Here is an 18,817-nt window from a genome sequence, read left to right as displayed (position 1 = left end):
CTTTTTTCTTGCCTGAAAATAGCGAAATAGTGCAGATTATTTCCCTCTAAGGATAAAAGGAATACAGCTTAAAGGCCTAGAATATAAAAAATAACAGGAGACACTTGAAGAATGGGGGGATTTGGTGAATAAATACAAAGTAACCTTAGGTTTATTCATTTGTTTTGGTCTGGCCTTTGTCATCTGGTCAATGACAGAAATATCACAATCCTTCGATGAGCCTCTTGAAGCGCTGCAGCATACGAAACATGATCTGGAAGTAGTTATTCCAGCTTATAAAATAAACGATGAAGCCCTCTTCTTTTTTATTGACCAAAAGAATCATCTTGGAACGGCTTTTTTAAAAGAAGGAATTTATGGATGGAAAGCTGGGTCCATCTCAACAAATCCGCTCGAAGACCGTCAAGCTGAAAGTGAACTTTTAAATTATCATTTCTACGGAAACTCAATGATCTATGGTCTTCTCTCAGATGAGAAAGGATCTCTGGAAGTGAAAATAAACGGGGCCGAAGCACGAACTCTCCAAGTAGGGGGCATGCTGGAGAAAGAAATCGCCCAAAAATACAATCTGCAAAACACGGTCCTCTGGTATTTTCAGCAAGATGAGCTGGTGCCTGGAGGAGGAGAGGTTGAGCTTCTTCAGGATAACGTGAAACTGGTAGATGAAAAGGGATTTTAGCGATAGTTGAGAGGGGCTGATGCAGCTCTTCTTTTTATTGAATTTAATTTTCTATACTGATTGCACAATCGTATTCCAAGGTGATCATTTATCAGGAGCAGTTAATAAATATAAAGTCCATCACAAACGACTTGGTGCTTGCTCTGAAGTGAAAGAAACAGGAAGAAAAGGTCTGGGTCCTGCAACTGGGTTTTCAACAAGGAAGGATGGAACGGAATTTGAAAAGGCATTAAGGTGATTGTAATTTTGTCTTGGTGCCAGAGAAAAGAGTAAATGAATGATATTCTGAAAAAAGCAGCCGTCATGGCTGCTTTTCCAATTATAAACTTAAAATATCTTTACCATCCTCGTGAATATTGCTTCGGAGCTTCAATTTCCGCCCCAAGCTCCATTGCTGCTGTCCGAGGCCAATACGGATCGCGCAGAAGCGCGCGTGCAAGGAAAATCAAATCCGCACGTTCGTTTCCGAGAATCTCATCTGCCTGGATTCCTGATGTGATGAGTCCGACCGCACCAGTGTCAATGCCTGCTCCTTCCCGGATGCGCTCGGCGAATTTTACTTGATATCCAGGGAAAACCTTTATATCTGCAGGCACTAAAGCCCCTGAGCTGACATCAATTAAATCAACGCCCTGTTCCTTCATCCAGGTGCTGAATTCCACATAATCTTCTACGTCTAATCCTTCAGGATGATAGTCTGTTGCGGATACCCTGACAAACAATGGGCCATCCCATACATCTTTTACTGCTTCTATCACTTCATGCAGGAAACGGTAGCGGTTTTCTTTGCTTCCGCCATATTCATCTGTCCGTTTATTTGACAAAGGGGACAGGAATTGATTGATTAAGTAACCATGCGCACCGTGAAGCTCAATGATATCGAATCCCGCTTTTTTAGCGCGGATCGCTCCGTCCTTAAATGCTTGAATGGTTTCAGAGATCTGTTCCTTCGTCATTGCAGCGGGTGTTTTCATTTTTTCATTAAAAGCAAGTGCTGAAGGAGAAATGATTTCACCTTCTAAAACAGCCTTTCGTCCCGCATGTGCAAGCTGGATGGCTGTTTTTGCCCCGTATTGCTTCATGCCGTCTACAAGCTTTGCAAGTCCATCTGCATGTTCATCGTTCCAAATCCCTAAATCCTGAGGGGAGATTCTTCCTTGAGGAGTGACAGATGTTGCTTCTATCATGATCAGTCCGGCACCGCCGACTGCCCGGCTGATATAGTGTGTCATGTGAAAATCTTCAACCATGCCGCCTTCGCGATGGGAAGAATACATACACATTGGAGACATCACTATGCGATTTTTCAGTGTGACATTTTTTACGGTATATGGTGTGAATAAATGGTTTTTCATCTAGCTTTGCCTCCCTGAAATGAATTTCATAAAAAGTATAACAGCTTTAAATGCATACTTCATTGAAGTTGCCTGACCCCTCTTTTAAAAATTGCGAAAATTCTATAGAATAGAAACAGCATTTATTATAGGAGGTCTCATCATGAATTCAAAATGGCAATCAAAACAGCAGCTGACGGAACTTTTAACAGGCCTAGTGAACCTTGCAAGCATTACAGGATCAAAAGATGAGATTGCACTTGCACAGCATCTTTATTATTTACTGAATGATTTTCCTTATTTTAAAGAAAATCCTGATTTTCTTCAGCTGCATCCGCTGGCTGATGGACGGTATTTTCTGACTGCGCTTGTAAAAAGCAAGAAGCAGACAGACGAAACCGTTCTTTTATTGAGTCATTTTGATGTTGTTGATGTGAAAGATTATGGTCACCTGCAGCATTTAGCGTTCCATCCCCACGAATTAACGAAGGAGCTGCTGAATTCAGCTGATCTGCTGCCTCCTCATGTAAAAGAAGATATTGAAACAGGCGACTGGCTGTTTGGCCGGGGCACAATGGATATGAAAGCGGGTCTGACCGTACAGCTTGGAATGCTTGAGCAAGCAATGGCTGGTGAGTTTGATGGGAATCTTCTTTTGGTGACCGTTCCTGATGAAGAAGTGAATTCTGCCGGTATGCTTGGCGCGGTACCTGTTTTGAAAGATCTGAAAAACCAGTTTAACCTTTCATACCGGGCATGCGTAAACTCGGAACCAATGTTCTCGAGATATCCAAACGATGAGAATTATTATGTATACTCGGGTTCAATCGGCAAAGTGCTTGCGGGATTTTACTGCAGCGGAGTTGAAACCCATGTTGGGGAGCCTTTTTCAGGATTAAACGCAAACTTGATGGTATCAGAGCTTAACAGGCTGCTTGAACTGAATGAACACTACAGCGAAATAGCGGATGACGAAGTTACACCTCCGCCGATGAATCTGATGCAAAAGGATTTAAAGGAAGAGTATTCGGTGCAAATTCCGCATGAAGCCGTTACGCTTTTTAATATTTTAACAATGAAACGCAGCATGCTTGAGCTGCATGATATGCTTTTGAAAACAGCAGAGGAAGCGGCAAACAATATTGAGCGCTTCTATGACGAGAAAGCAAGACGCTACAGCCAGTCTGTCACATATACACCTGCGTCCTATCAAGTAACCGTTATGTCCTATGATGACCTGCTTGAGTACGCTGTGAAGAAAGTCGGAGAGGCTGAAGTGAACAGACATATTCATTATTTAAAAGCCAACCGCGGGGATCTGGATGACCGCCATTTCACAAATAAAATTGTCTCTGGCTTATCCGGCTTGTGCAAGGAGCTTGCGCCTTTGATTGTTGTTTTTTACAGTCCGCCGTTTTATCCGTCTGTTTCTTCAAAAGAGGATGATTTTATACAAGGAATTCTTTCAGAGGTTCAAAGCTATGCGAAGGATCAGTTCCAGATTTCACTCAAGAATCAGCAATATTTTGCCGGACTTTCAGATTTAAGCTTCCTGCAGATCAGAGAAAGCGAAGAATCCATCCGTGAGCTGACTGCCAACATGCCGATTTACGGGGACCATTATCAGCTTCCTCTTGAGGAAATCAAAGCCCTGAACATACCCGTTTTAAATGTCGGGCCATTCGGCAAGGATCCTCACAAATGGACGGAGCGTCTGCATCTCCCATATTCTTTTGAAACGTGTCCAAAGCTGCTTTCCTTTACACTGAAGAGGATTTTTGAGAAGAAATAGGTGGCGTTTAAATGTTTTGAAGGAGTCTTTAAATGACTGGTTTTAACACTCCGCCTTGGCGTAAAAACAGCATCCAGCCCTCTGACTCTTTAAAACTGAAAAAAGAGACTGGCCTGATCCTTCCATAGATCGGGATCAGCCTCTTTTTTTTATTTAATGGGAATGTGTTCGGTTTTCTTCAGCATGTATGTGATTCTTGTATTCAATCATATGGCTTTGACTAACCAGACTGCTGCATGCTCATCACCATTCAATAACAATTGAGCAAACTCCAGAGCTTGAGAATTCTTCAAAACAGAATACCCGTTTCTCATTCTTTTTCTTTTTCTATTAAAAGCGAGCGGGTGCAAGCATCTAAATAAGAAATAAGCTGACACTGTCTCTTCAACTTCAGCTGAGGGGAGCACTTCATTACGCTTATCGTTTTAGAGAAGGGGAAAACTGCATATCCCTCCCCCGTGTCTATCATGCGGGAACGATTTTTATATATTGCAATGAGTTCATCAGCCTTTTTATCCGTCACATATTTTATCCCTTGTAAAATTATGTCCTGCCTGACCTTGTCTTTTTCCTGCATGAAATCTCTTTAAATATGCTCTTTTAATGCATTTTTTGCAAAGATCTCTCTGAGCTCTTGCGATCGCTCAGTCGCTCTGTTAATACAGGCAGCAATGGCTTCGCTGACTTGATATTCCTCCAGTTTTTCTATGCCGGCTTCAGTCGTGCCCCCAGGACTTGTTACTTCTTTTCGGAGGAGCGCAGGCTCTTTTGGTGAACTAAGGAGCATTTCTGCTGCCCCGAGCAGGGTCTGCGCAATCAATGCTTTCGCAGTCTCTTTTTCAAGGCCGGTTTCTGCGGCTGCTTTTTCAAGCGCTTCTGCGATGTAATAAACGTAAGCAGGACCGCTTCCGGAAAGACCTGTTACAGCATCAAGCTGATGTTCTAAAACACGGGTAACGGTCCCGATTGCTTCAAAAAGACCGGTTGCCTGCTTCAGCTGATCCGCTGTTACCGCTGAATTGCATGCAAGTGCTGTTGCCGATCTCTGAATCGCAGCCGATGTATTTGGCATCGCCCGGATTATGGACAGCTCTTTTCCGAAAAGTTCCCGGATGGTTTCACTCGAGATGCCGGCGAGGACGGAAATAATGACCTGACTGCTGTCCACATAATCCCTGATGCTTTCAATTCCTGCTTTTACATCTTTTGGTTTCATTGCAAGGATAATTATAGAAGCACCTTCAACTGTTTCTTGTTTGTTTTTTGTAACCGAAACCCCGTAAGCCTGATTGAGACAGGACAGCCGTTCAATGCTTGAGCGATTTGTGACTTTTATATGTTCAGGGAGGCAGACACCGCCGCTGATTAATCCATTAATGATGGCTTCTGCCATTGAGCCTGCACCTACAAATGCGATGTGTTTCATGTGAATTCCTCCTGATTTTGAAAAATAAAAAAACCTTTTCATCCAATTAAAAATAAAGGACGAAAAGGTTTCCGCGGTACCACCTTCATTGGGAAATGCATGATGCATGACCCCAACTTAATATCCCGTAACGAGGGATCACGTCAAGTTTGCCTGAGAGCTCACAGGGCAGGTTCAATCAGCAAGAGGACGGTGAAACCTTTCAGCCGGCGGATTTCACTCTCTGGTTATCATTGCTTGATTTACTATTCCTGTTCATTGCTCAATCTATATTCATTTCCTGCATTCGTGCATTAAAGTGATTTGTTCATCATTATGCGAGGTTGGACATGTGTTTGTCAAGCGGATTTTTTTCCTATTTCTGCAATGAATTATTTGAAAATAATGACACATTTGCAGTGAACGTGTAAAATAAGCTTTATAATTAATGAATATACATTCATAAGTCATGCGTTGAATATATTAGACTTATATAAAAATAACAAATGAGGAAGATGGTATGAAAACAAAATCAGATATGATCATCAAATTAACCTTGCCGACTCCTTTTCCAGTAGGAGATGTGAATGTATACCTTGTAAAAGGAGATAGGCTGACACTGATTGATGCCGGACCTAAAACACCAGAAGCCCTCACTGCCCTGAATACTCAAATGGAGCAGGCCGGATACAGGATTGAAGACATTGAACAGGTCATCCTGACGCATCATCATCCAGATCATGTCGGGCTGCTTGATTACCTGCCCCAATCGGTGGATGTGACCGGGCATCCATATAATGCGCCTTGGATCATGCAGGATGAGTCATTTATGGCTTCTCAAAAAGAATTCTTTATGAAACTGTTCACGGAATTTGGCATTGATGAGCGGCTGCTTCCTTATTTGGCTCAGTTTGATTCGTCGATGAAATATGCATGCAAACGGAACTTAACATCATCTCTCAGGGAAGGAGACTCTGTTCCTGGCATGGACGGCTGGCATGTGATTGAAACCCCGGGACATGCCCAAACGCATATCGCCCTTTACCGTGCGGAGGATGGCCTGATGTTTGGCGGCGATCATCTTCTTCAGCATATTTCGGCAAATCCGCTGCTTGAGCCTCCAATGGATGGGGGAGAGCGGCCAAGACCTCAGATCCAATTTAATGAATCATTTAGATCCCTGCTGAAAATTCCAATTTCAAACGTATTTTCAGGACATGGGGAAACGGTGCTGCAGCCGCATGAACTCATTCGCTATCGCTTGAAAAAACAGGAGGAACGTGCATTTGAAGTGCGCGGCTATATAAAAGAAAAACCGATGACAGCATTTGAAGCTTGTCAGAGGCTCTTTCCGCATCTTTATAAAAGACAAATGATGCTCACTATGTCGGAAACGGTTGGACAGCTGGATTATTTAGAGGCATTGGGAGAAATTAAAGGGCATATGGAGGGAGCAAAGAAAATTTATTCTTGCTGAGGTGTACGAAATGAATGAAAGACTGAAAAACCGCTACGTAGTCATAACAGGAGCGTCAGGCGGAATTGGCGAAAAAATGGCGGTGCTTGTGGCTAAGAGCGGCGGACATCCCATTTTACTTGCGAGAAGATCGGACCGTTTGGCTGCTGCTGCTGAACACATTACAAAAAATTACCATGTTTCTTGTCTTTACTATCAGCTCGATGTCAGTGATCTGAATGCTGTTCAGCAGACATTTGACCAGATGATGAATGACATTCCGCAAATTGATGTTCTGGTTAATAATGCCGGATTCGGTATTTTCAACACTGTTCTGGATGCTACTCTTGAGGAAATGAAATCGATGTTTGAAGTGAACGTCTTCGGCTTAATCGCATGCACAAAAATGGTGCTTCCTTCCATGAAGAAGCGAAACGATGGCCACATCATCAATATCGCTTCACAGGCAGGAAAGCTTGCCACGCCTAAATCAAGCTTATATGCTGCTTCCAAGCATGCCGTGCTCGGGTTTACAAACAGCCTGCGGATGGAGCTTTTAGAAACGAATATTCATGTCACATCGGTTAATCCTGGCCCTATTAAAACAGACTTTTTCGAAATCGCCGACCAAAGCGGCAACTATGTAAAAAATGTGGAGCGTTTTATGCTGAATCCTGATAGGGTGTCAGAGAAGATTGTGGGCTCCATGCTCTCTGACAGGCGTGAAATTAACTTGCCCGGCTGGATGAATGCGGGCAGCAGCTTTTATCAGCTTATGCCCCGTTTGTTTGAAAAAGTGGCGGGGAAGGCGTTATCAAGGAAATAAAACAAAACCGGCCCATCGGCCGGTTTTGTGCTTTTACAGGGGAATTCGGGATAATAACATTGTGCTGTTCGCTTGCCGGCTGAATTTTTCTGCTTGCGGTATTCGGCTGACAAACGGCAGAAGCAAAAAAAAACGCTTTGGCTGATTAAAATCCGAAAAGGCTGAAAGATTTGCAAAAACGGCTGTGAAAATCCTCATTTCGGCTGTATGATACAAGCGGCTGGGTCAAACCTGCCCTTTTCTGTTGAGTTCTTATCTCCCTGCCATATCTGAATGGCCTGTTTCGCTTTTCTGACTATAGCTCCTGATTCGTCACATATCCATACACAACATCCTCAACTACTTCAAACCATTCCGTTTCTTCCTGCTGCTTTTTTTCTATTACTTTTGCCACAAGATCATGTGCTTCTTTTTCACTAAGTGATCCCTCTAGCTCATATTGCTGAAAGGATTGCTGAATCATTTTATAAATCCATTTTTCATCCATGTTCCACCTCTTCTTACACATGATTATAAGCGGGTTTTCAGCGGATGCCAAGCCGGTGTTTTAGGAGTATAGGATCTATAAAATTTTACGCATTGTCCAGCTCCGCCGCCCAACTCCTCGGCCAGAACGGATTCGTCAGCAAAGTTATCTGACTCCCGGAGTTAAACGGGCGATTCCGCTTTTCGCGGGAAAAACTACCATTGAAATCGAACGTATATTCGCTTACTATTAATCATACAATAGAAACGAACATATATTCTGTCATGAGGAGTAAGAACTATGATTGAGGATTACAGTCAATTTCCAAAACGAAAAATTCTGTGCATTGACATGAAAAGCTTTTATGCAAGCTGCGCAGCGGTCCTGTATGGACTCGATCCGCTGACATGCCATTTAGCTGTTGTCGGCGATACAGAGCGGCAGGGGAGTATTGTGCTTGCAGCTTCACCTTGTCTGAAAAAGGAATTTGGCATTAAAACCGGATCTCGTTTGTTCGAAATTCCAAAAGATCCCCGCATTCGCATTGTAAATGCAAAGATGGCCTCCTTTGTCCGGATCTCAACCGAGCTTACGCGTCTCTTCCACCGGTACGTTCCAAAGGATGCCATCCATACGTACAGTGTGGACGAGAGCTTTATTCAAGTCGATGGAGTCGAGGGGATATGGGGAGATGCCTGGACCATTGCAGACAAAATCAGAGATGATATGGAACGCGAATTTTCCCTCCCGTGTGCGATTGGCATCGGTCCTAATATGCTGCTCTCTAAAATCTGCCTTGATTTAGAGGCGAAGAAAAAAGGAATTGCGGAATGGACGTACGATGATGTGAAGGAAAAGCTCTGGAAGGTCGCGCCGCTCCGGGAAATGTGGGGCATCGGCAGCCAGGTTGAAAAAACACTGAACCGGATGGGAATCTTTAATGTGGGGCAGCTTGCGCGTCATCCGCTTGAGGTCCTGGAGAAAAAATTCGGCATTATGGGAAATCAGCTCTATTATCATGCCTGGGGCGTGGACCTGTCTGAAATTGGTGCACCGATTCTGCAGGGGCAGATCAGCTTCGGCAAAAGCCAGATTTTAATGCGGGACTATCCCGACCCGAAAGAAGTGAAGCATGTCATCCTTGAGATGTGCGAGGAAGTCGCAAGAAGAGCACGCAGCCACCGGAAAGCGGGCAGAACAGTCAGCCTTGGGATCGGCTACAGTCACGATGAACTTGGAGGCGGATTTCACCGCTCCCGGACGATGCGCCAGCCGACCAATATCACAATGGAGCTTTACGAAACATGCATCGCATTATTTGATCAATTTTATGCAAATAAAACCGTCCGGAAAATTTCAATTGCTCTGTCCAATATTGAAGATGATGCCGAAATGCAGCTGGATTTGTTTCAGCCTAACCGTGAAAAAGAACAGATCCTCGGTTATGTGATGGACTCCATTCGGGGAAAATACGGCTCAGATGCCCTGCTGCGCGCCGTTTCCTATACAACCGCCGGCACCGCGAGGCACCGCGCCAAGCTTGTCGGCGGACATAAAGCTTAACAAAAGGAGGGATCGTCATGATTCGGGACCGGGGCAATATCAAATGGACATCCATGATGCTGCCTGAGCATGTGAAAATTTTACGGGAGCTTGAGATCGAACAGGGATATGCAGCCAAGCCTGCGGTGGATGAGCAGCAGCTGGAGCATTTCAATGAATTGATCAGTCTTGCCATGGAAGAAAACCGTGAGCTTGCTTTTACGTACTATGAAAATCATGGTTTCCATGTGCAGGAAGGATATGTGCATTATGTAGATCCGATCCGCGGATGCATTCGGATCGTGAATGGAGAAGAAGCCCGCTTTGATCTGCCATTGAACAAAATAACAGATATCCGCGAGAAATAGACTGTCTTTTGAGACAGTCTTTTTTGGTTTTGCAATTTGACTAATGAAAATGGCAATTCAGCTATAAAAATCAGAAGTTTGGCTAATAAAAATCTCGAAACGGCTAATAAAATCAGGTTTTTCGCTATAAAACTTTTTCAACATAGTGAATTTATCAGCGGCCTTATTCAGCGCGCACAACTGACTGAAACGTCCCCTTGTGAGATCCATCACAAAACGGCATCCTCTTTGATAACCCGCAGCGGCAAAGGGAAAAGCTTTGTTTCGTTTGAAACACGCTGCCCTCTGCATCAACTAATTCCACATCACCGGTGACACGGAGCGATCCATTATCATTCACTTTAATTTGAACTTTATCCATCTTTTATAACCTCCTTTTTTCTATACACACAAGTATTCATTCGGGCATTCCAATGTGACAAAGCAAGCTCTCATCCCGCATTAACGGGCAGTAATATCCCCGACTCCATGTTTTATGGCTCTATAAAGTAATCAGTGGGGAAACCTGCCCGTAAAAGCCCGATTGGTTCAACTAATCATCAAAAAGGGCAAAATCATCCCTTTTTGATGAATTTTCACCTTATGCGTGTTTTGGAAACTTATGATAAAATGACCGTAAGCAAGCTGAAATGAGGAGACATAGATGATGGAAATAAAATGGACAGATCGAGCAATCAAAAAAATTTCAGGGAACGTACAGGAGAATTCAGGTAAGCACATCAAACTAAAATATGATACAGACGGCTGCGGCTGCGTTGTCAGCGGTGTTACGGCACTTTGGCTCATAGATGAAAAAGACAGTGATGATCTGGAAATCGAAACAAATGCATTTTCAGTTCTTGTTGAGAAATCTAAAATGGTTTTCTTAGATGAAAAAATGACCATCGATTTTAATGAAACAGCAAACACATACATGCTGACATGTCCTTCGCAAATCTTGAATCCCCGCATGAGCTTGACAGTAAAGTGAGGTGGAGAAAAAGATGAAGGATCGCTTAACGTCACTTAAAAATATTGCATTGAATAAAACATGGGTTTCCTTTTTAAACAGCAATCATCCTTACACACTGCTTCATTGGTCCATCGGCGGCGTATACGAGGATAAGAAAGATGTCTGGCTTCTGCAGGATGAAATGACCTTTGAGGCAAAAGAGTTCGCCACAATTGACGAAGCCATCGCCTATATGGGTGAAAACATGAAAGAAATAACAGATGTTCTTGGTTAAAACGAAATGCCCGGATTCAGGGCTTGAATCCGGGCATTTCTCTTATAGCTTGGCAGTATGCCGTTTTTTCTTCAATTCCTCAAAAAACTCATCAATGATGCGTTCATATTCTTCCCGGTTTTCGGTATAGGACATAGCATGCGCACCTTTTTCAGCAAAGTAAATCTTTTTGAAGCCAGGCTTTTTATCAAACAATTGCTGTGTCATTGCAGCTGGTATGTAATCGTCGTCCTTGCTGTGAATAAATAAAACAGGATGATGGATACGGTCAATTACAGCAATGGGGGAGACATCCTGCAGAGAATAGCCGTCGCGGAGTTTAAGAAAGCGTCTTGCGATCGGCATAACCAGGTAACCCGGAAGTTTAAAATCGGATTTTAAGCGGTACAGCAGCTGCTCCTGTAAATCAGAAAATGGGCAATCGGCAATATAATAATCAGCCCCGTCTTCAACCAGGCCTGCATAAAGCAGCGTGGTAACAGCTCCCATTGATTCTCCGTGAATGCCGAGATGCAGTTCATCGCCAACCCGATCTTTCAGCCAGTGCACAACAGACTGGAGATCAAATTTTTCATAATGCCCAAAGCTCGTCGTTTTACCGCCCGTTTCCCCGTGTCTGCGGTGATCATAGATCAGCACGTTCATACCCCTGTTTAAAAAGAGCTTCATGTACTTGATGGAATTATACCGGTTCATCGTGACCCCGTGGCAAATAATCACATACGAATAGGTTTTATGAGGGGCGATAAGCATGCCTTTAATGTCATAGCCGAATTTCGAAGGGATGGAAACTTCAATTTTGTTATAAGAATCAAATTCCTTCTCATCGTAATGTCCGTCCTTTTTTTCACGGTCAATAATTTCTTTATCCGTCTTCTTTTTCATGTACATCATCTGATTGGTAAAAAAGAATCCCACGATAAAAATGTAGGAGAGAACAATGCCTGCTCCGATCAGCCATTTTTTCATATGCATTTTCCTCTCAAAGGTTATGAAATTATTTTAGCATGAGAAAAGCCGGACGGGAAATAAGGATAGTCGCATTTCAGGCAAAAAAAACAAGCCAGGACGGCTTGCTGCATGATCACTGTTCAGAATTTTGACGCTTTGTCGGATGTACAGCCTTTTCCATTTCTTCAAACGCCATCGTTTTCTTTACGGTATCAGCATTTGGTTTTCCTTTTTGACTTTTAGAACTTTTTTCTTGTGACATGAGACCTCGCTCCTTTCTATAATCCTAACGTTTGGAAAAAGAAGAGAAATTATACGGCTAAAATGAAACATCCTGCTATCCAATACGTTTAAAGAGGAAGGAGCGTGAAAACATGAAAGCATTGGGAACTGGAATTGTAATTGCATGTATAGCGGGTATCATCAGTTTTGCTGCAAAGAATCTTCAATCGTTTTTCATCATGATGTCCGGGGGTGTCCTCATTTGCTTCGGGATCTGAGCCTGCTGACAAATGCATTTCTCAGCGGAGACCCAGCTGTTTTTATTAGGTTTGCCAAGCTGTGCTGCCGCCATTGTTTCCGCATTTCTTACTTAACCGCATTCTCCCGTTTGCTCAGCTGATACTGTTTGCTTTGAATCGCTCCTGCAAGATGGGGCTCAATCACTTCTACTGCTTTTAAAAGCTGATTCATCTCAATCCCAGTCTCAATGTTCATAGTCTCCAGCATATGAAGAACATCTTCAGTCGCTGCATTTCCAGTGGCGCCCGGTGCAAACGGACAGCCTCCAAGTCCGCCGGCAGAAGTGTCAAACCTGTCTACTCCAGCCTGCAAAGCAGCATAAATATTCGCAAGTGCCATGCCGCGCGTATCATGAAAATGAGCCGTCAGCAGCGTGTCAGGAAATTGAGCTTTCAAGCGGGAAAAAAGCTCATAAACCTCAAGAGGATTCGCCATTCCAATTGTATCAGCCACACTTAAATCATCCACTCCGGCATCAGCAAACTGCTGACAAATGTTCAGAACAGCATCAGGATGAATTTTTCCTTCATACGGACAGTAGAAAGCAGTGGAAACACATGCCCGAATAAAGTATCCTTCTGCTTTTAACTCGCGGATTTGAGGCAGAAGCTTTTCCATGCTTTCTTTCGTTGTTGAATTAATATTCTTTAAATTAAAGGACTCGCTTACACCCACGAAGAAGGCTATATCCAGGCACTTTGCCTCTATTGCCCGCGCCACGCCTTTTTTGTTCGGAGTCAGCACAAGATTCCGGCTCTCATCCGTGCAGTATTTAATAATATCTCCCGCATCCTTCAATTGGGGAACCCACTTTGGAGAAACAAACGATGTCAGCTCCATTTCCTTAAATCCTGCTTTTTTTAACTCCTTGATAAACTGAACCTTAATATCGGTCGGAATTTCATTTTTTTCATTTTGAAGCCCATCACGGGGGCCAACTTCAATTAATGTCACCTGTTCAGGAAGATTCAACTTGAAGCACCAGCCTTTCTAAAATGAGTGTGTCAGATAGATGCCTGCAGCCGATCGTTCGGCACAGCCTGAATGCATTTCCTGTTTGCGGGGCGTAACAGGGGATTCCGCAGCGAACGCCACCGCAATAACGAAAGTCTCGGAATAAAACGAGAAAGTCTCGGAATAAAACGAGAAAGTCTCGGGATAAAACGAGAAAGTCTCGGGAAAAACCGAAAAAGTCATGGAATAAATCGAGAAAGTCTCGGAATAAAACGAGAAAGTCTCGGGATAAAACGAGAAAGTCTCGGGAAAAACCGAAAAAGTCATGGAATAAATCGAGAAAGTCTTGGGATTAATTACAAAAGTGTCGAATTATCGACTTTCACTTCAATTGGCCTATTCCAGTTGATTCTTTTCTGTCGGATCCTTATCTGCCTGTCGGGGCTGAACAGTCGGTTCCGCTTTTCTGTGAAAGGGTTTACATATTTCTATATTAGTAGTTTACTAGCATTAGATGCAAATGAAATTTGAATCTTGAAAATTTTGAAGGAATTTATCTTTATTTAGCGAAACCAATCTATGAACCAATGAAAAAAGGGGATGAATGAGAAAATGAGCAACAATGAAGTGGTCATCGTAAGTGCAGTCCGTACGGCAATTGGAAGTTTTGGGGGATCGCTGAAGGGTGTATCTGCTCCTGAGCTTGGAGCTATCGTTATTAAGGACGCTCTCGAAAAAGCGGGATTAAAAGGGGAGCAGGTGGACGAGGTCATTATGGGGAATGTCCTTCAGGCAGGCCTTGGCCAAAATCCTGCACGACAGGCAGCTATTAAAGCAGGATTGCCGGAAAACATTCCTTCTATGACAATCAATAAAGTTTGCGGTTCAGGGCTGAAAACGGTTCACCTTGCTGCACAGGCTATACTGTCTGGAGATGCTGACATAATCGTAGCCGGCGGAATGGAAAATATGAGCCAGGCACCGTACATATTAAAAAATGCACGCGACGGATTTAAAATGGGTGATCAAAAGCTGATTGACACAATGGTTTCCGACGGGTTAACGTGTGCTTTCAACAATTATCATATGGGAGTAACCGCGGAAAATTTATGCGATAAATATGAGATTTCAAGAGAAGAGCAGGATGAATTTGCTGCCTGGAGCCAGAAAAAGGCAACAGATGCTATTCAGGCTGGAACGTTCAAAAATGAAATTACGCCAGTAGTTATCCCGCAGCGCAAAGGAGATGCCGTCACATTTGATACGGACGAGTTTCCGCGAGCGGGTTCAACAGCTGAAAAGCTTGGAGGATTGCGGGCTGCTTTCAAAAAAGACGGATCAGTAACAGCCGGCAATGCATCTGGAATAAATGATGGTGCAGCTGCCGTAGTTGTGATGAGCCGGAAAAAAGCGGAAGAGCTTGGCATTCAGCCGCTGGTTAAAATTACAGCCAACGGCAACGCTGGCGTAGATCCAAGCATTATGGGGATTGGACCGGTTGCAGCAGTGCAAAAAGCCTTTAAGAAGAGCGGACTCAGCATGAAGGATATTGATCTTGTTGAAGCAAATGAAGCTTTCGCAGCACAATCCATTGCGGTTGACCGCGAACTTCATTTTGATAAAGAAAAGCTGAATGTAAACGGAGGGGCAATTGCTCTTGGACATCCGATCGGAGCAAGCGGTACAAGAATCCTTGTTACACTCATTCACGAAATGAAACGCAGAGATGCAAAACGCGGCTTGGCGACACTTTGCATCGGCGGGGGACAAGGCGTAGCAACAATCATAGAAAATCTATAATTCCGGGGTGAAATAAATGAAAACGGTGAATACATCTTTTACAGACGCAGTGAAAGACATTAAAGACGGATCAACATTAATGGTTGGCGGGTTTGGCTTATGCGGAATTCCTGAGAATTTGATTCTTGCTTTAGTAGAAACTGGCGTAAAAGATTTAACGATCATCTCTAACAATTGCGGAGTAGATGACTGGGGTCTTGGCCTGCTTCTTAAAAATAAGCAAATCAAAAAAATGATCAGCTCATATGTTGGTGAAAACAAAGAATTTGAACGCCAGGTTCTTTCCGGCGAAATTGAAGTGGAACTTGTCCCGCAGGGAACGCTCGCTGAAAAAATCCGGGCAGGCGGTGCGGGTATCCCGGCTTTCTACACGCCTGCAGGTGTAGGCACACCAATTGCAGAAGGTAAAGAGACGCGCAGCTTCGGGGGAAAAGAGTATTTGCTGGAAGAAGCGCTAACGGCAGATTTCAGTCTTGTCCGTGCGTGGAAGGCAGATAAGATGGGCAATTTGCTATACAATAAAACAGCTCAAAACTTCAATCCGATGATTGCGGCAGCCGGAAAAGTAACGATTGCTGAAATTGAAGAACTTGTAGAAGCTGGAGAGATTGATCCAAGTGAGATTCACACTCCAGGCATATATGTACAATCATTGATACTCGGTGAACAGCAAAAACGCATTGAACGGTTAACGGTTCAAAAGATAGGATGACAGGAGGCAAAGCGATGATACAGGATAAAGTAGGAGTACGTGAAAAAATTGCAAGAAGAGCAGAACAGGAGATTGAAAGCGGTTTCTATGTCAACTTGGGAATCGGCATGCCGACACTTGTTGCCAATTATATCAGCGAAAACAAACAGGTTGTTCTTCAATCTGAAAATGGACTTCTTGGAATTGGACCCTATCCGAAAGAAGAAGATGTGGACCCTGACTTAATTAATGCCGGAAAAGAAACGGTAACGGCTATTCCGGGTTCTGCTTATTTTAACAGTGCTGAGTCATTCGCCATGATCCGCGGAGGACACGTCAATGTGGCTATTCTCGGGGGAATGGAAGTATCCGAAACAGGAGATCTCGCAAACTGGATGATTCCAGGCAAGATGATAAAAGGAATGGGAGGTGCCATGGATTTAGTTCATGGCGCAAAAAGAATCATTGTCATCATGGAGCATGTAAACAAAAAAGGCGAACCAAAAATTCTGAATGAGTGCACATTGCCTCTTACGGGGAAACAGGTTGTCCACCGCATTATTACAGATCAGGCTGTCATAGATGTGACAGAGCTTGGACTAAAGCTTGTTGAAGTGGCAAAAGGCTACACGATCGAAGATATCAAAAAATCTACAGAGCCTGCGCTGATTATCGGAGACGATGTAAAACTCGATGCTTATTAAAAGGGTCAAATCGCTTTCTATAAACCACCTTTCTTGTATATAATGAAAGGATACGGGAGTGATCATCATGGCTAAAAAACAAAAAAAACAGCAAAGACCTCAGCCTAAAAAAACTGACGATAGCCTAAACTTAAAGAATCATATTGAGTCTGACTTGTTCCAGAAGCTTTCAAACATGAAAAAAGGTTTGCTGGAAGAACAGGAGCAGAAGGCAGAGCTAGAACGCCTTCAAAAAATCAAAGAGAAAAAAGAAAAAGAAAAGAACAAAAGCTTTGAAGAGCTGCTGAATGACAGCAATATGAAGTGGTCTGATTATAAATGACTGGATGGTAGAGACTCCGCAAAATGGAGTCTTTTTTTGTGTGTGTTTTTGCTGTGACATTAATTACTTCTTGTTTAGAAACATTTTTAGAGGATCAACTACAGATTTTCCTGTTGCTGCTTCTTGGTTTATTCTTGACCGTTAATTTTTAATAAAGAAAATAGTTTTTCATCGTTTAAGAAATAATACGCTGTATAATCAGGCTTACCATTTGCAGAAAAAATTCGAAGGTGCAACCTTACCTTTTTATGGAATTTCTTTAGTGGTTTAGGCAGTACTAATGACTTATTATTATTTTGCAGGGATAAATTAGCCAAATATAAAGTGCCAAAAGAGATAGAATTGTTAAGTGAATTGCCAAAGAATAGCACAGGCAATATTTTACGAAGAGCATTACGTACGACCATAGAAAGCAAGGTAAATACTAACTAGAAATTCTAATTTAACATTCACAAAATTTAATTATAAAGGTAAAAAAAGTCATGTCACTTATCATAAGTGACATGACTTTTTTTCATGATTGATTAGCAATTCCGCCATTTTTAAGGCTTTATTAGTTTGTTTAAATTTAATGTAATAGTTAAACAATTCTTTTTTTGAACGCTGGATCAAATAGACAAAGCCAAATTGTTTAAACATTGGTAAAGCTTGATCACATAAGTATTGATGGTATTCTTTTTCTTTCTCTTCAATTAAAAAACTAAGTAGATTAAATAAGATAATAAAAAGTCTTTCATTTTTCTTTATAGCAGTTTCAAGTCCCTCTTTAACAAGATGTATTAGTTCCTCTCGAGTAAGTATGCCCCCATTTAATGAACTTCTAATATATCCGTCTAAAGATAGTAAATAAGGACTTGAATCATTATCTTTGAGACTCATTGACTCTTTATAGTACTTACACGCAAGCTCAAATTTATTTCGTCTGAAGTATTCAAAAGCTAAGTTGTGTAATACCCTTGCTTTTCGAACAGGTGAATGACAAAGTTCGCAGCTTTTGATCAGGTTTTGGAACCTTTGAATCGTCTCTTTAAATTCGCCATCATCTTTAACTTGGATCAGCATAAGCATTTCTGCATCAATCACTCTAAGATAGTTATTAATTTCTTTAAAAAATTGACGCGATTTATCTGCGTAATAATAAGCCATGACAGGTGATTCAATGGAATGGTATGCGGCTGCTAGATGGTAGGTATATTCTTTGTTATTGTAGTCGGATTCATCGATAGATTTTAGTGTATGGACTGCATGAAGATTTTCATGTTTTGCTAAATAGTAAATGCCTAATACGTGTTTTAATAAGTTGGCTTCGTAGGATGATAATTTATGTTCATTCTTTTGGATTCCATGGATGATATTAAAAGCATCATCGGGTAAATTATGCATCAGTAAGTACCTGACTCGAAGTAATTGATAAAGATTTATATACTCTGAGATTTGAATTAAATCTTCTTTTTCAAGTTCATCATTGATAAGATCCATTTCATCAAATAATTGCATGATAATAACATCCTGCCATTGATATAAGCGATCTTTAAGATTACGGAGTTTTGTTATTTCATATTTCATATTTATACCTAGACGTTCTGATAAAAGGGTGACAATTTCAGGGGCATATTCAGTGTGTAAACGCTCAATTTTACTAATATGAGTACCAGAACAAATACCTTTTCCTAATTGCTCTTGAGTTATTTTATTTTTTTCACGATAAAATTTTATGATTTTCCCCTCATACATAACGTATTTCTCCTTTGAAAAATATTCATATTTACGTATTTGTAC

The 18,817-nt window shown here is 42.2% G+C and carries 23 protein-coding genes; 14 read left to right on the top strand and 9 right to left on the bottom strand.

The genetic code is table 11. The features are described 5' to 3' along the window. Window positions 1-124: 124 nt before the first annotated feature. Entirely contained in the window at window positions 125-679 is a 555-nt protein-coding gene (locus QLQ22_RS17250; RefSeq protein WP_223436520.1) for a hypothetical protein, read from the top strand. A 19-nt stretch (window positions 680-698) separates the two neighbouring features. Then, window positions 699-917 carry a hypothetical protein gene (locus QLQ22_RS17245; RefSeq protein ID WP_284015255.1) on the top strand — a complete coding sequence of 73 codons (219 nt, stop codon included), beginning with the start codon at window positions 699-701 and terminating at the stop codon, window positions 915-917. 100 nt (window positions 918-1,017) lie between these two features. Here QLQ22_RS17245 and namA read toward each other — a convergent pair whose 3' ends face one another. After that, the gene (gene namA / locus QLQ22_RS17240) at window positions 1,018-2,034 is read right to left on the bottom strand and encodes an NADPH dehydrogenase NamA (RefSeq protein WP_284015254.1); all 1,017 of its coding nucleotides are present in this window, start codon (window positions 2,032-2,034) and stop codon (window positions 1,018-1,020) included. Between the two features lie 142 nt (window positions 2,035-2,176). Here namA and QLQ22_RS17235 point away from each other — a divergent pair, with 142 nt between their 5' ends. Next, complete coding sequence (locus tag QLQ22_RS17235) at window positions 2,177-3,805, top strand: M20/M25/M40 family metallo-hydrolase (protein ID WP_284015253.1); 1,629 nt, start codon at window positions 2,177-2,179, stop codon at window positions 3,803-3,805. Between the two features lie 310 nt (window positions 3,806-4,115). Here the strand turns inward: QLQ22_RS17235 and QLQ22_RS17230 are convergent, their stop codons facing one another. Then, the gene (locus QLQ22_RS17230) at window positions 4,116-4,382 is read right to left on the bottom strand and encodes a hypothetical protein (RefSeq protein WP_284015252.1); all 267 of its coding nucleotides are present in this window, start codon (window positions 4,380-4,382) and stop codon (window positions 4,116-4,118) included. Window positions 4,383-4,391: 9 nt separating this feature from the next. Further along, entirely contained in the window at window positions 4,392-5,231 is an 840-nt protein-coding gene (proC, locus tag QLQ22_RS17225; protein WP_223436511.1) for a pyrroline-5-carboxylate reductase, read from the bottom strand. Window positions 5,232-5,730: 499 nt separating this feature from the next. On the opposite strand from proC, the gene QLQ22_RS17220 reads away from it, so the two are divergent. Then, entirely contained in the window at window positions 5,731-6,687 is a 957-nt protein-coding gene (locus QLQ22_RS17220) for an MBL fold metallo-hydrolase (RefSeq protein ID WP_284015251.1), read from the top strand. Window positions 6,688-6,697: 10 nt separating this feature from the next. Further along, window positions 6,698-7,492 (top strand): SDR family NAD(P)-dependent oxidoreductase, encoded by a 795-nt coding sequence (locus QLQ22_RS17215; RefSeq protein ID WP_284015250.1) that lies wholly within the window; start codon window positions 6,698-6,700, stop codon window positions 7,490-7,492. A gap of 295 nt (window positions 7,493-7,787) precedes the next feature. Here the strand turns inward: QLQ22_RS17215 and QLQ22_RS17210 are convergent, their stop codons facing one another. Further along, the gene (locus QLQ22_RS17210; RefSeq protein ID WP_223436504.1) at window positions 7,788-7,979 is read right to left on the bottom strand and encodes a YqzH family protein; all 192 of its coding nucleotides are present in this window, start codon (window positions 7,977-7,979) and stop codon (window positions 7,788-7,790) included. A 279-nt stretch (window positions 7,980-8,258) separates the two neighbouring features. Here QLQ22_RS17210 and QLQ22_RS17205 point away from each other — a divergent pair, with 279 nt between their 5' ends. Both QLQ22_RS17205 and QLQ22_RS17200 read left to right on the top strand, forming a co-directional pair. Next, window positions 8,259-9,521 carry a Y-family DNA polymerase gene (locus QLQ22_RS17205; protein ID WP_223436501.1) on the top strand — a complete coding sequence of 421 codons (1,263 nt, stop codon included), beginning with the start codon at window positions 8,259-8,261 and terminating at the stop codon, window positions 9,519-9,521. 17 nt (window positions 9,522-9,538) lie between these two features. Further along, the gene (locus tag QLQ22_RS17200) at window positions 9,539-9,868 is read left to right on the top strand and encodes a YolD-like family protein (RefSeq protein ID WP_223436499.1); all 330 of its coding nucleotides are present in this window, start codon (window positions 9,539-9,541) and stop codon (window positions 9,866-9,868) included. Window positions 9,869-10,031: 163 nt separating this feature from the next. On the opposite strand, the gene QLQ22_RS17195 is transcribed toward QLQ22_RS17200, so the two are convergent. Next, the gene (locus tag QLQ22_RS17195; RefSeq protein ID WP_223436497.1) at window positions 10,032-10,229 is read right to left on the bottom strand and encodes a CDGSH iron-sulfur domain-containing protein; all 198 of its coding nucleotides are present in this window, start codon (window positions 10,227-10,229) and stop codon (window positions 10,032-10,034) included. Between the two features lie 285 nt (window positions 10,230-10,514). Here QLQ22_RS17195 and QLQ22_RS17190 point away from each other — a divergent pair, with 285 nt between their 5' ends. After that, the gene (locus QLQ22_RS17190; RefSeq protein ID WP_284015249.1) at window positions 10,515-10,838 is read left to right on the top strand and encodes an iron-sulfur cluster biosynthesis family protein; all 324 of its coding nucleotides are present in this window, start codon (window positions 10,515-10,517) and stop codon (window positions 10,836-10,838) included. Between the two features lie 13 nt (window positions 10,839-10,851). Continuing rightward, on the top strand, window positions 10,852-11,094 hold the full coding sequence (locus QLQ22_RS17185; protein ID WP_070876733.1) for a DUF2552 family protein: 243 nt from the start codon (window positions 10,852-10,854) through the stop codon (window positions 11,092-11,094). 42 nt (window positions 11,095-11,136) lie between these two features. On the opposite strand, the gene QLQ22_RS17180 is transcribed toward QLQ22_RS17185, so the two are convergent. Both QLQ22_RS17180 and QLQ22_RS17175 read right to left on the bottom strand, forming a co-directional pair. Beyond that, window positions 11,137-12,063, bottom strand: a complete 927-nt coding sequence (locus QLQ22_RS17180; protein WP_223436493.1) for an alpha/beta hydrolase — start codon at window positions 12,061-12,063, stop codon at window positions 11,137-11,139. Between the two features lie 115 nt (window positions 12,064-12,178). Then, window positions 12,179-12,307, bottom strand: coding sequence for a hypothetical protein (locus QLQ22_RS17175; RefSeq protein ID WP_275976716.1), 129 nt, complete (start codon window positions 12,305-12,307; stop codon window positions 12,179-12,181). 112 nt (window positions 12,308-12,419) lie between these two features. On the opposite strand from QLQ22_RS17175, the gene QLQ22_RS17170 reads away from it, so the two are divergent. Further along, window positions 12,420-12,545: a hypothetical protein gene (locus tag QLQ22_RS17170; protein ID WP_284015248.1), complete on the top strand. Its 126-nt coding sequence runs from the start codon at window positions 12,420-12,422 to the stop codon at window positions 12,543-12,545. A gap of 88 nt (window positions 12,546-12,633) precedes the next feature. Here the strand turns inward: QLQ22_RS17170 and QLQ22_RS17165 are convergent, their stop codons facing one another. After that, window positions 12,634-13,539 carry a hydroxymethylglutaryl-CoA lyase gene (locus QLQ22_RS17165; RefSeq protein WP_284015247.1) on the bottom strand — a complete coding sequence of 302 codons (906 nt, stop codon included), beginning with the start codon at window positions 13,537-13,539 and terminating at the stop codon, window positions 12,634-12,636. 594 nt (window positions 13,540-14,133) lie between these two features. On the opposite strand from QLQ22_RS17165, the gene QLQ22_RS17160 reads away from it, so the two are divergent. From QLQ22_RS17160 to QLQ22_RS17145, 4 genes are all read left to right on the top strand, one after another. Further along, entirely contained in the window at window positions 14,134-15,321 is a 1,188-nt protein-coding gene (locus tag QLQ22_RS17160; protein WP_223436489.1) for an acetyl-CoA C-acetyltransferase, read from the top strand. Window positions 15,322-15,337: 16 nt separating this feature from the next. Continuing rightward, window positions 15,338-16,033 carry a CoA transferase subunit A gene (locus QLQ22_RS17155; RefSeq protein WP_223436487.1) on the top strand — a complete coding sequence of 232 codons (696 nt, stop codon included), beginning with the start codon at window positions 15,338-15,340 and terminating at the stop codon, window positions 16,031-16,033. A gap of 14 nt (window positions 16,034-16,047) precedes the next feature. After that, window positions 16,048-16,716: a CoA transferase subunit B gene (locus QLQ22_RS17150; RefSeq protein WP_284015246.1), complete on the top strand. Its 669-nt coding sequence runs from the start codon at window positions 16,048-16,050 to the stop codon at window positions 16,714-16,716. A gap of 67 nt (window positions 16,717-16,783) precedes the next feature. Then, complete coding sequence (locus tag QLQ22_RS17145; protein WP_284015245.1) at window positions 16,784-17,038, top strand: DUF3886 domain-containing protein; 255 nt, start codon at window positions 16,784-16,786, stop codon at window positions 17,036-17,038. A 492-nt stretch (window positions 17,039-17,530) separates the two neighbouring features. Here QLQ22_RS17145 and QLQ22_RS17140 read toward each other — a convergent pair whose 3' ends face one another. After that, window positions 17,531-18,772 (bottom strand): helix-turn-helix domain-containing protein, encoded by a 1,242-nt coding sequence (locus tag QLQ22_RS17140; RefSeq protein WP_284015244.1) that lies wholly within the window; start codon window positions 18,770-18,772, stop codon window positions 17,531-17,533. Window positions 18,773-18,817: the final 45 nt, after the last annotated feature.

Origin of the sequence: Metabacillus hrfriensis (assembly GCF_030127205.1) — a bacterium.
GTDB classification, from domain to species: domain Bacteria; phylum Bacillota; class Bacilli; order Bacillales; family Bacillaceae; genus Bacillus_P; species Bacillus_P dongyingensis.
The sequence above is the reverse complement of the archived record's forward strand: the minus strand, read 5'-3'. Positions and strand labels throughout refer to the sequence as shown.

Bases quoted from the DNA above. Each gene is read 5' to 3' on its own strand.
- proC (WP_223436511.1), bottom strand. From the start codon at position 5,231: ATGAAACACATCGCATTTGTAGGTGCAGGCTCAATGGCAGAAGCCATC.
- QLQ22_RS17140 (WP_284015244.1), bottom strand. From the start codon at position 18,772: ATGTATGAGGGGAAAATCATAAAATTTTATCGTGAAAAAAATAAAATA.
- QLQ22_RS17185 (WP_070876733.1), top strand. From the start codon at position 10,852: ATGAAGGATCGCTTAACGTCACTTAAAAATATTGCATTGAATAAAACA.
- QLQ22_RS17190 (WP_284015249.1), top strand. From the start codon at position 10,515: ATGGAAATAAAATGGACAGATCGAGCAATCAAAAAAATTTCAGGGAAC.
- QLQ22_RS17210 (WP_223436504.1), bottom strand. From the start codon at position 7,979: ATGGATGAAAAATGGATTTATAAAATGATTCAGCAATCCTTTCAGCAA.
- QLQ22_RS17175 (WP_275976716.1), bottom strand. From the start codon at position 12,307: ATGTCACAAGAAAAAAGTTCTAAAAGTCAAAAAGGAAAACCAAATGCT.
- QLQ22_RS17235 (WP_284015253.1), top strand. From the start codon at position 2,177: ATGAATTCAAAATGGCAATCAAAACAGCAGCTGACGGAACTTTTAACA.
- QLQ22_RS17160 (WP_223436489.1), top strand. From the start codon at position 14,134: ATGAGCAACAATGAAGTGGTCATCGTAAGTGCAGTCCGTACGGCAATT.
- QLQ22_RS17170 (WP_284015248.1), top strand. From the start codon at position 12,420: ATGAAAGCATTGGGAACTGGAATTGTAATTGCATGTATAGCGGGTATC.
- QLQ22_RS17155 (WP_223436487.1), top strand. From the start codon at position 15,338: ATGAAAACGGTGAATACATCTTTTACAGACGCAGTGAAAGACATTAAA.
- QLQ22_RS17195 (WP_223436497.1), bottom strand. From the start codon at position 10,229: ATGGATAAAGTTCAAATTAAAGTGAATGATAATGGATCGCTCCGTGTC.
- QLQ22_RS17220 (WP_284015251.1), top strand. From the start codon at position 5,731: ATGAAAACAAAATCAGATATGATCATCAAATTAACCTTGCCGACTCCT.
- QLQ22_RS17145 (WP_284015245.1), top strand. From the start codon at position 16,784: ATGGCTAAAAAACAAAAAAAACAGCAAAGACCTCAGCCTAAAAAAACT.
- QLQ22_RS17180 (WP_223436493.1), bottom strand. From the start codon at position 12,063: ATGAAAAAATGGCTGATCGGAGCAGGCATTGTTCTCTCCTACATTTTT.
- namA (WP_284015254.1), bottom strand. From the start codon at position 2,034: ATGAAAAACCATTTATTCACACCATATACCGTAAAAAATGTCACACTG.
- QLQ22_RS17215 (WP_284015250.1), top strand. From the start codon at position 6,698: ATGAATGAAAGACTGAAAAACCGCTACGTAGTCATAACAGGAGCGTCA.
- QLQ22_RS17245 (WP_284015255.1), top strand. From the start codon at position 699: ATGCAGCTCTTCTTTTTATTGAATTTAATTTTCTATACTGATTGCACA.
- QLQ22_RS17150 (WP_284015246.1), top strand. From the start codon at position 16,048: ATGATACAGGATAAAGTAGGAGTACGTGAAAAAATTGCAAGAAGAGCA.
- QLQ22_RS17200 (WP_223436499.1), top strand. From the start codon at position 9,539: ATGATTCGGGACCGGGGCAATATCAAATGGACATCCATGATGCTGCCT.
- QLQ22_RS17205 (WP_223436501.1), top strand. From the start codon at position 8,259: ATGATTGAGGATTACAGTCAATTTCCAAAACGAAAAATTCTGTGCATT.
- QLQ22_RS17230 (WP_284015252.1), bottom strand. From the start codon at position 4,382: ATGCAGGAAAAAGACAAGGTCAGGCAGGACATAATTTTACAAGGGATA.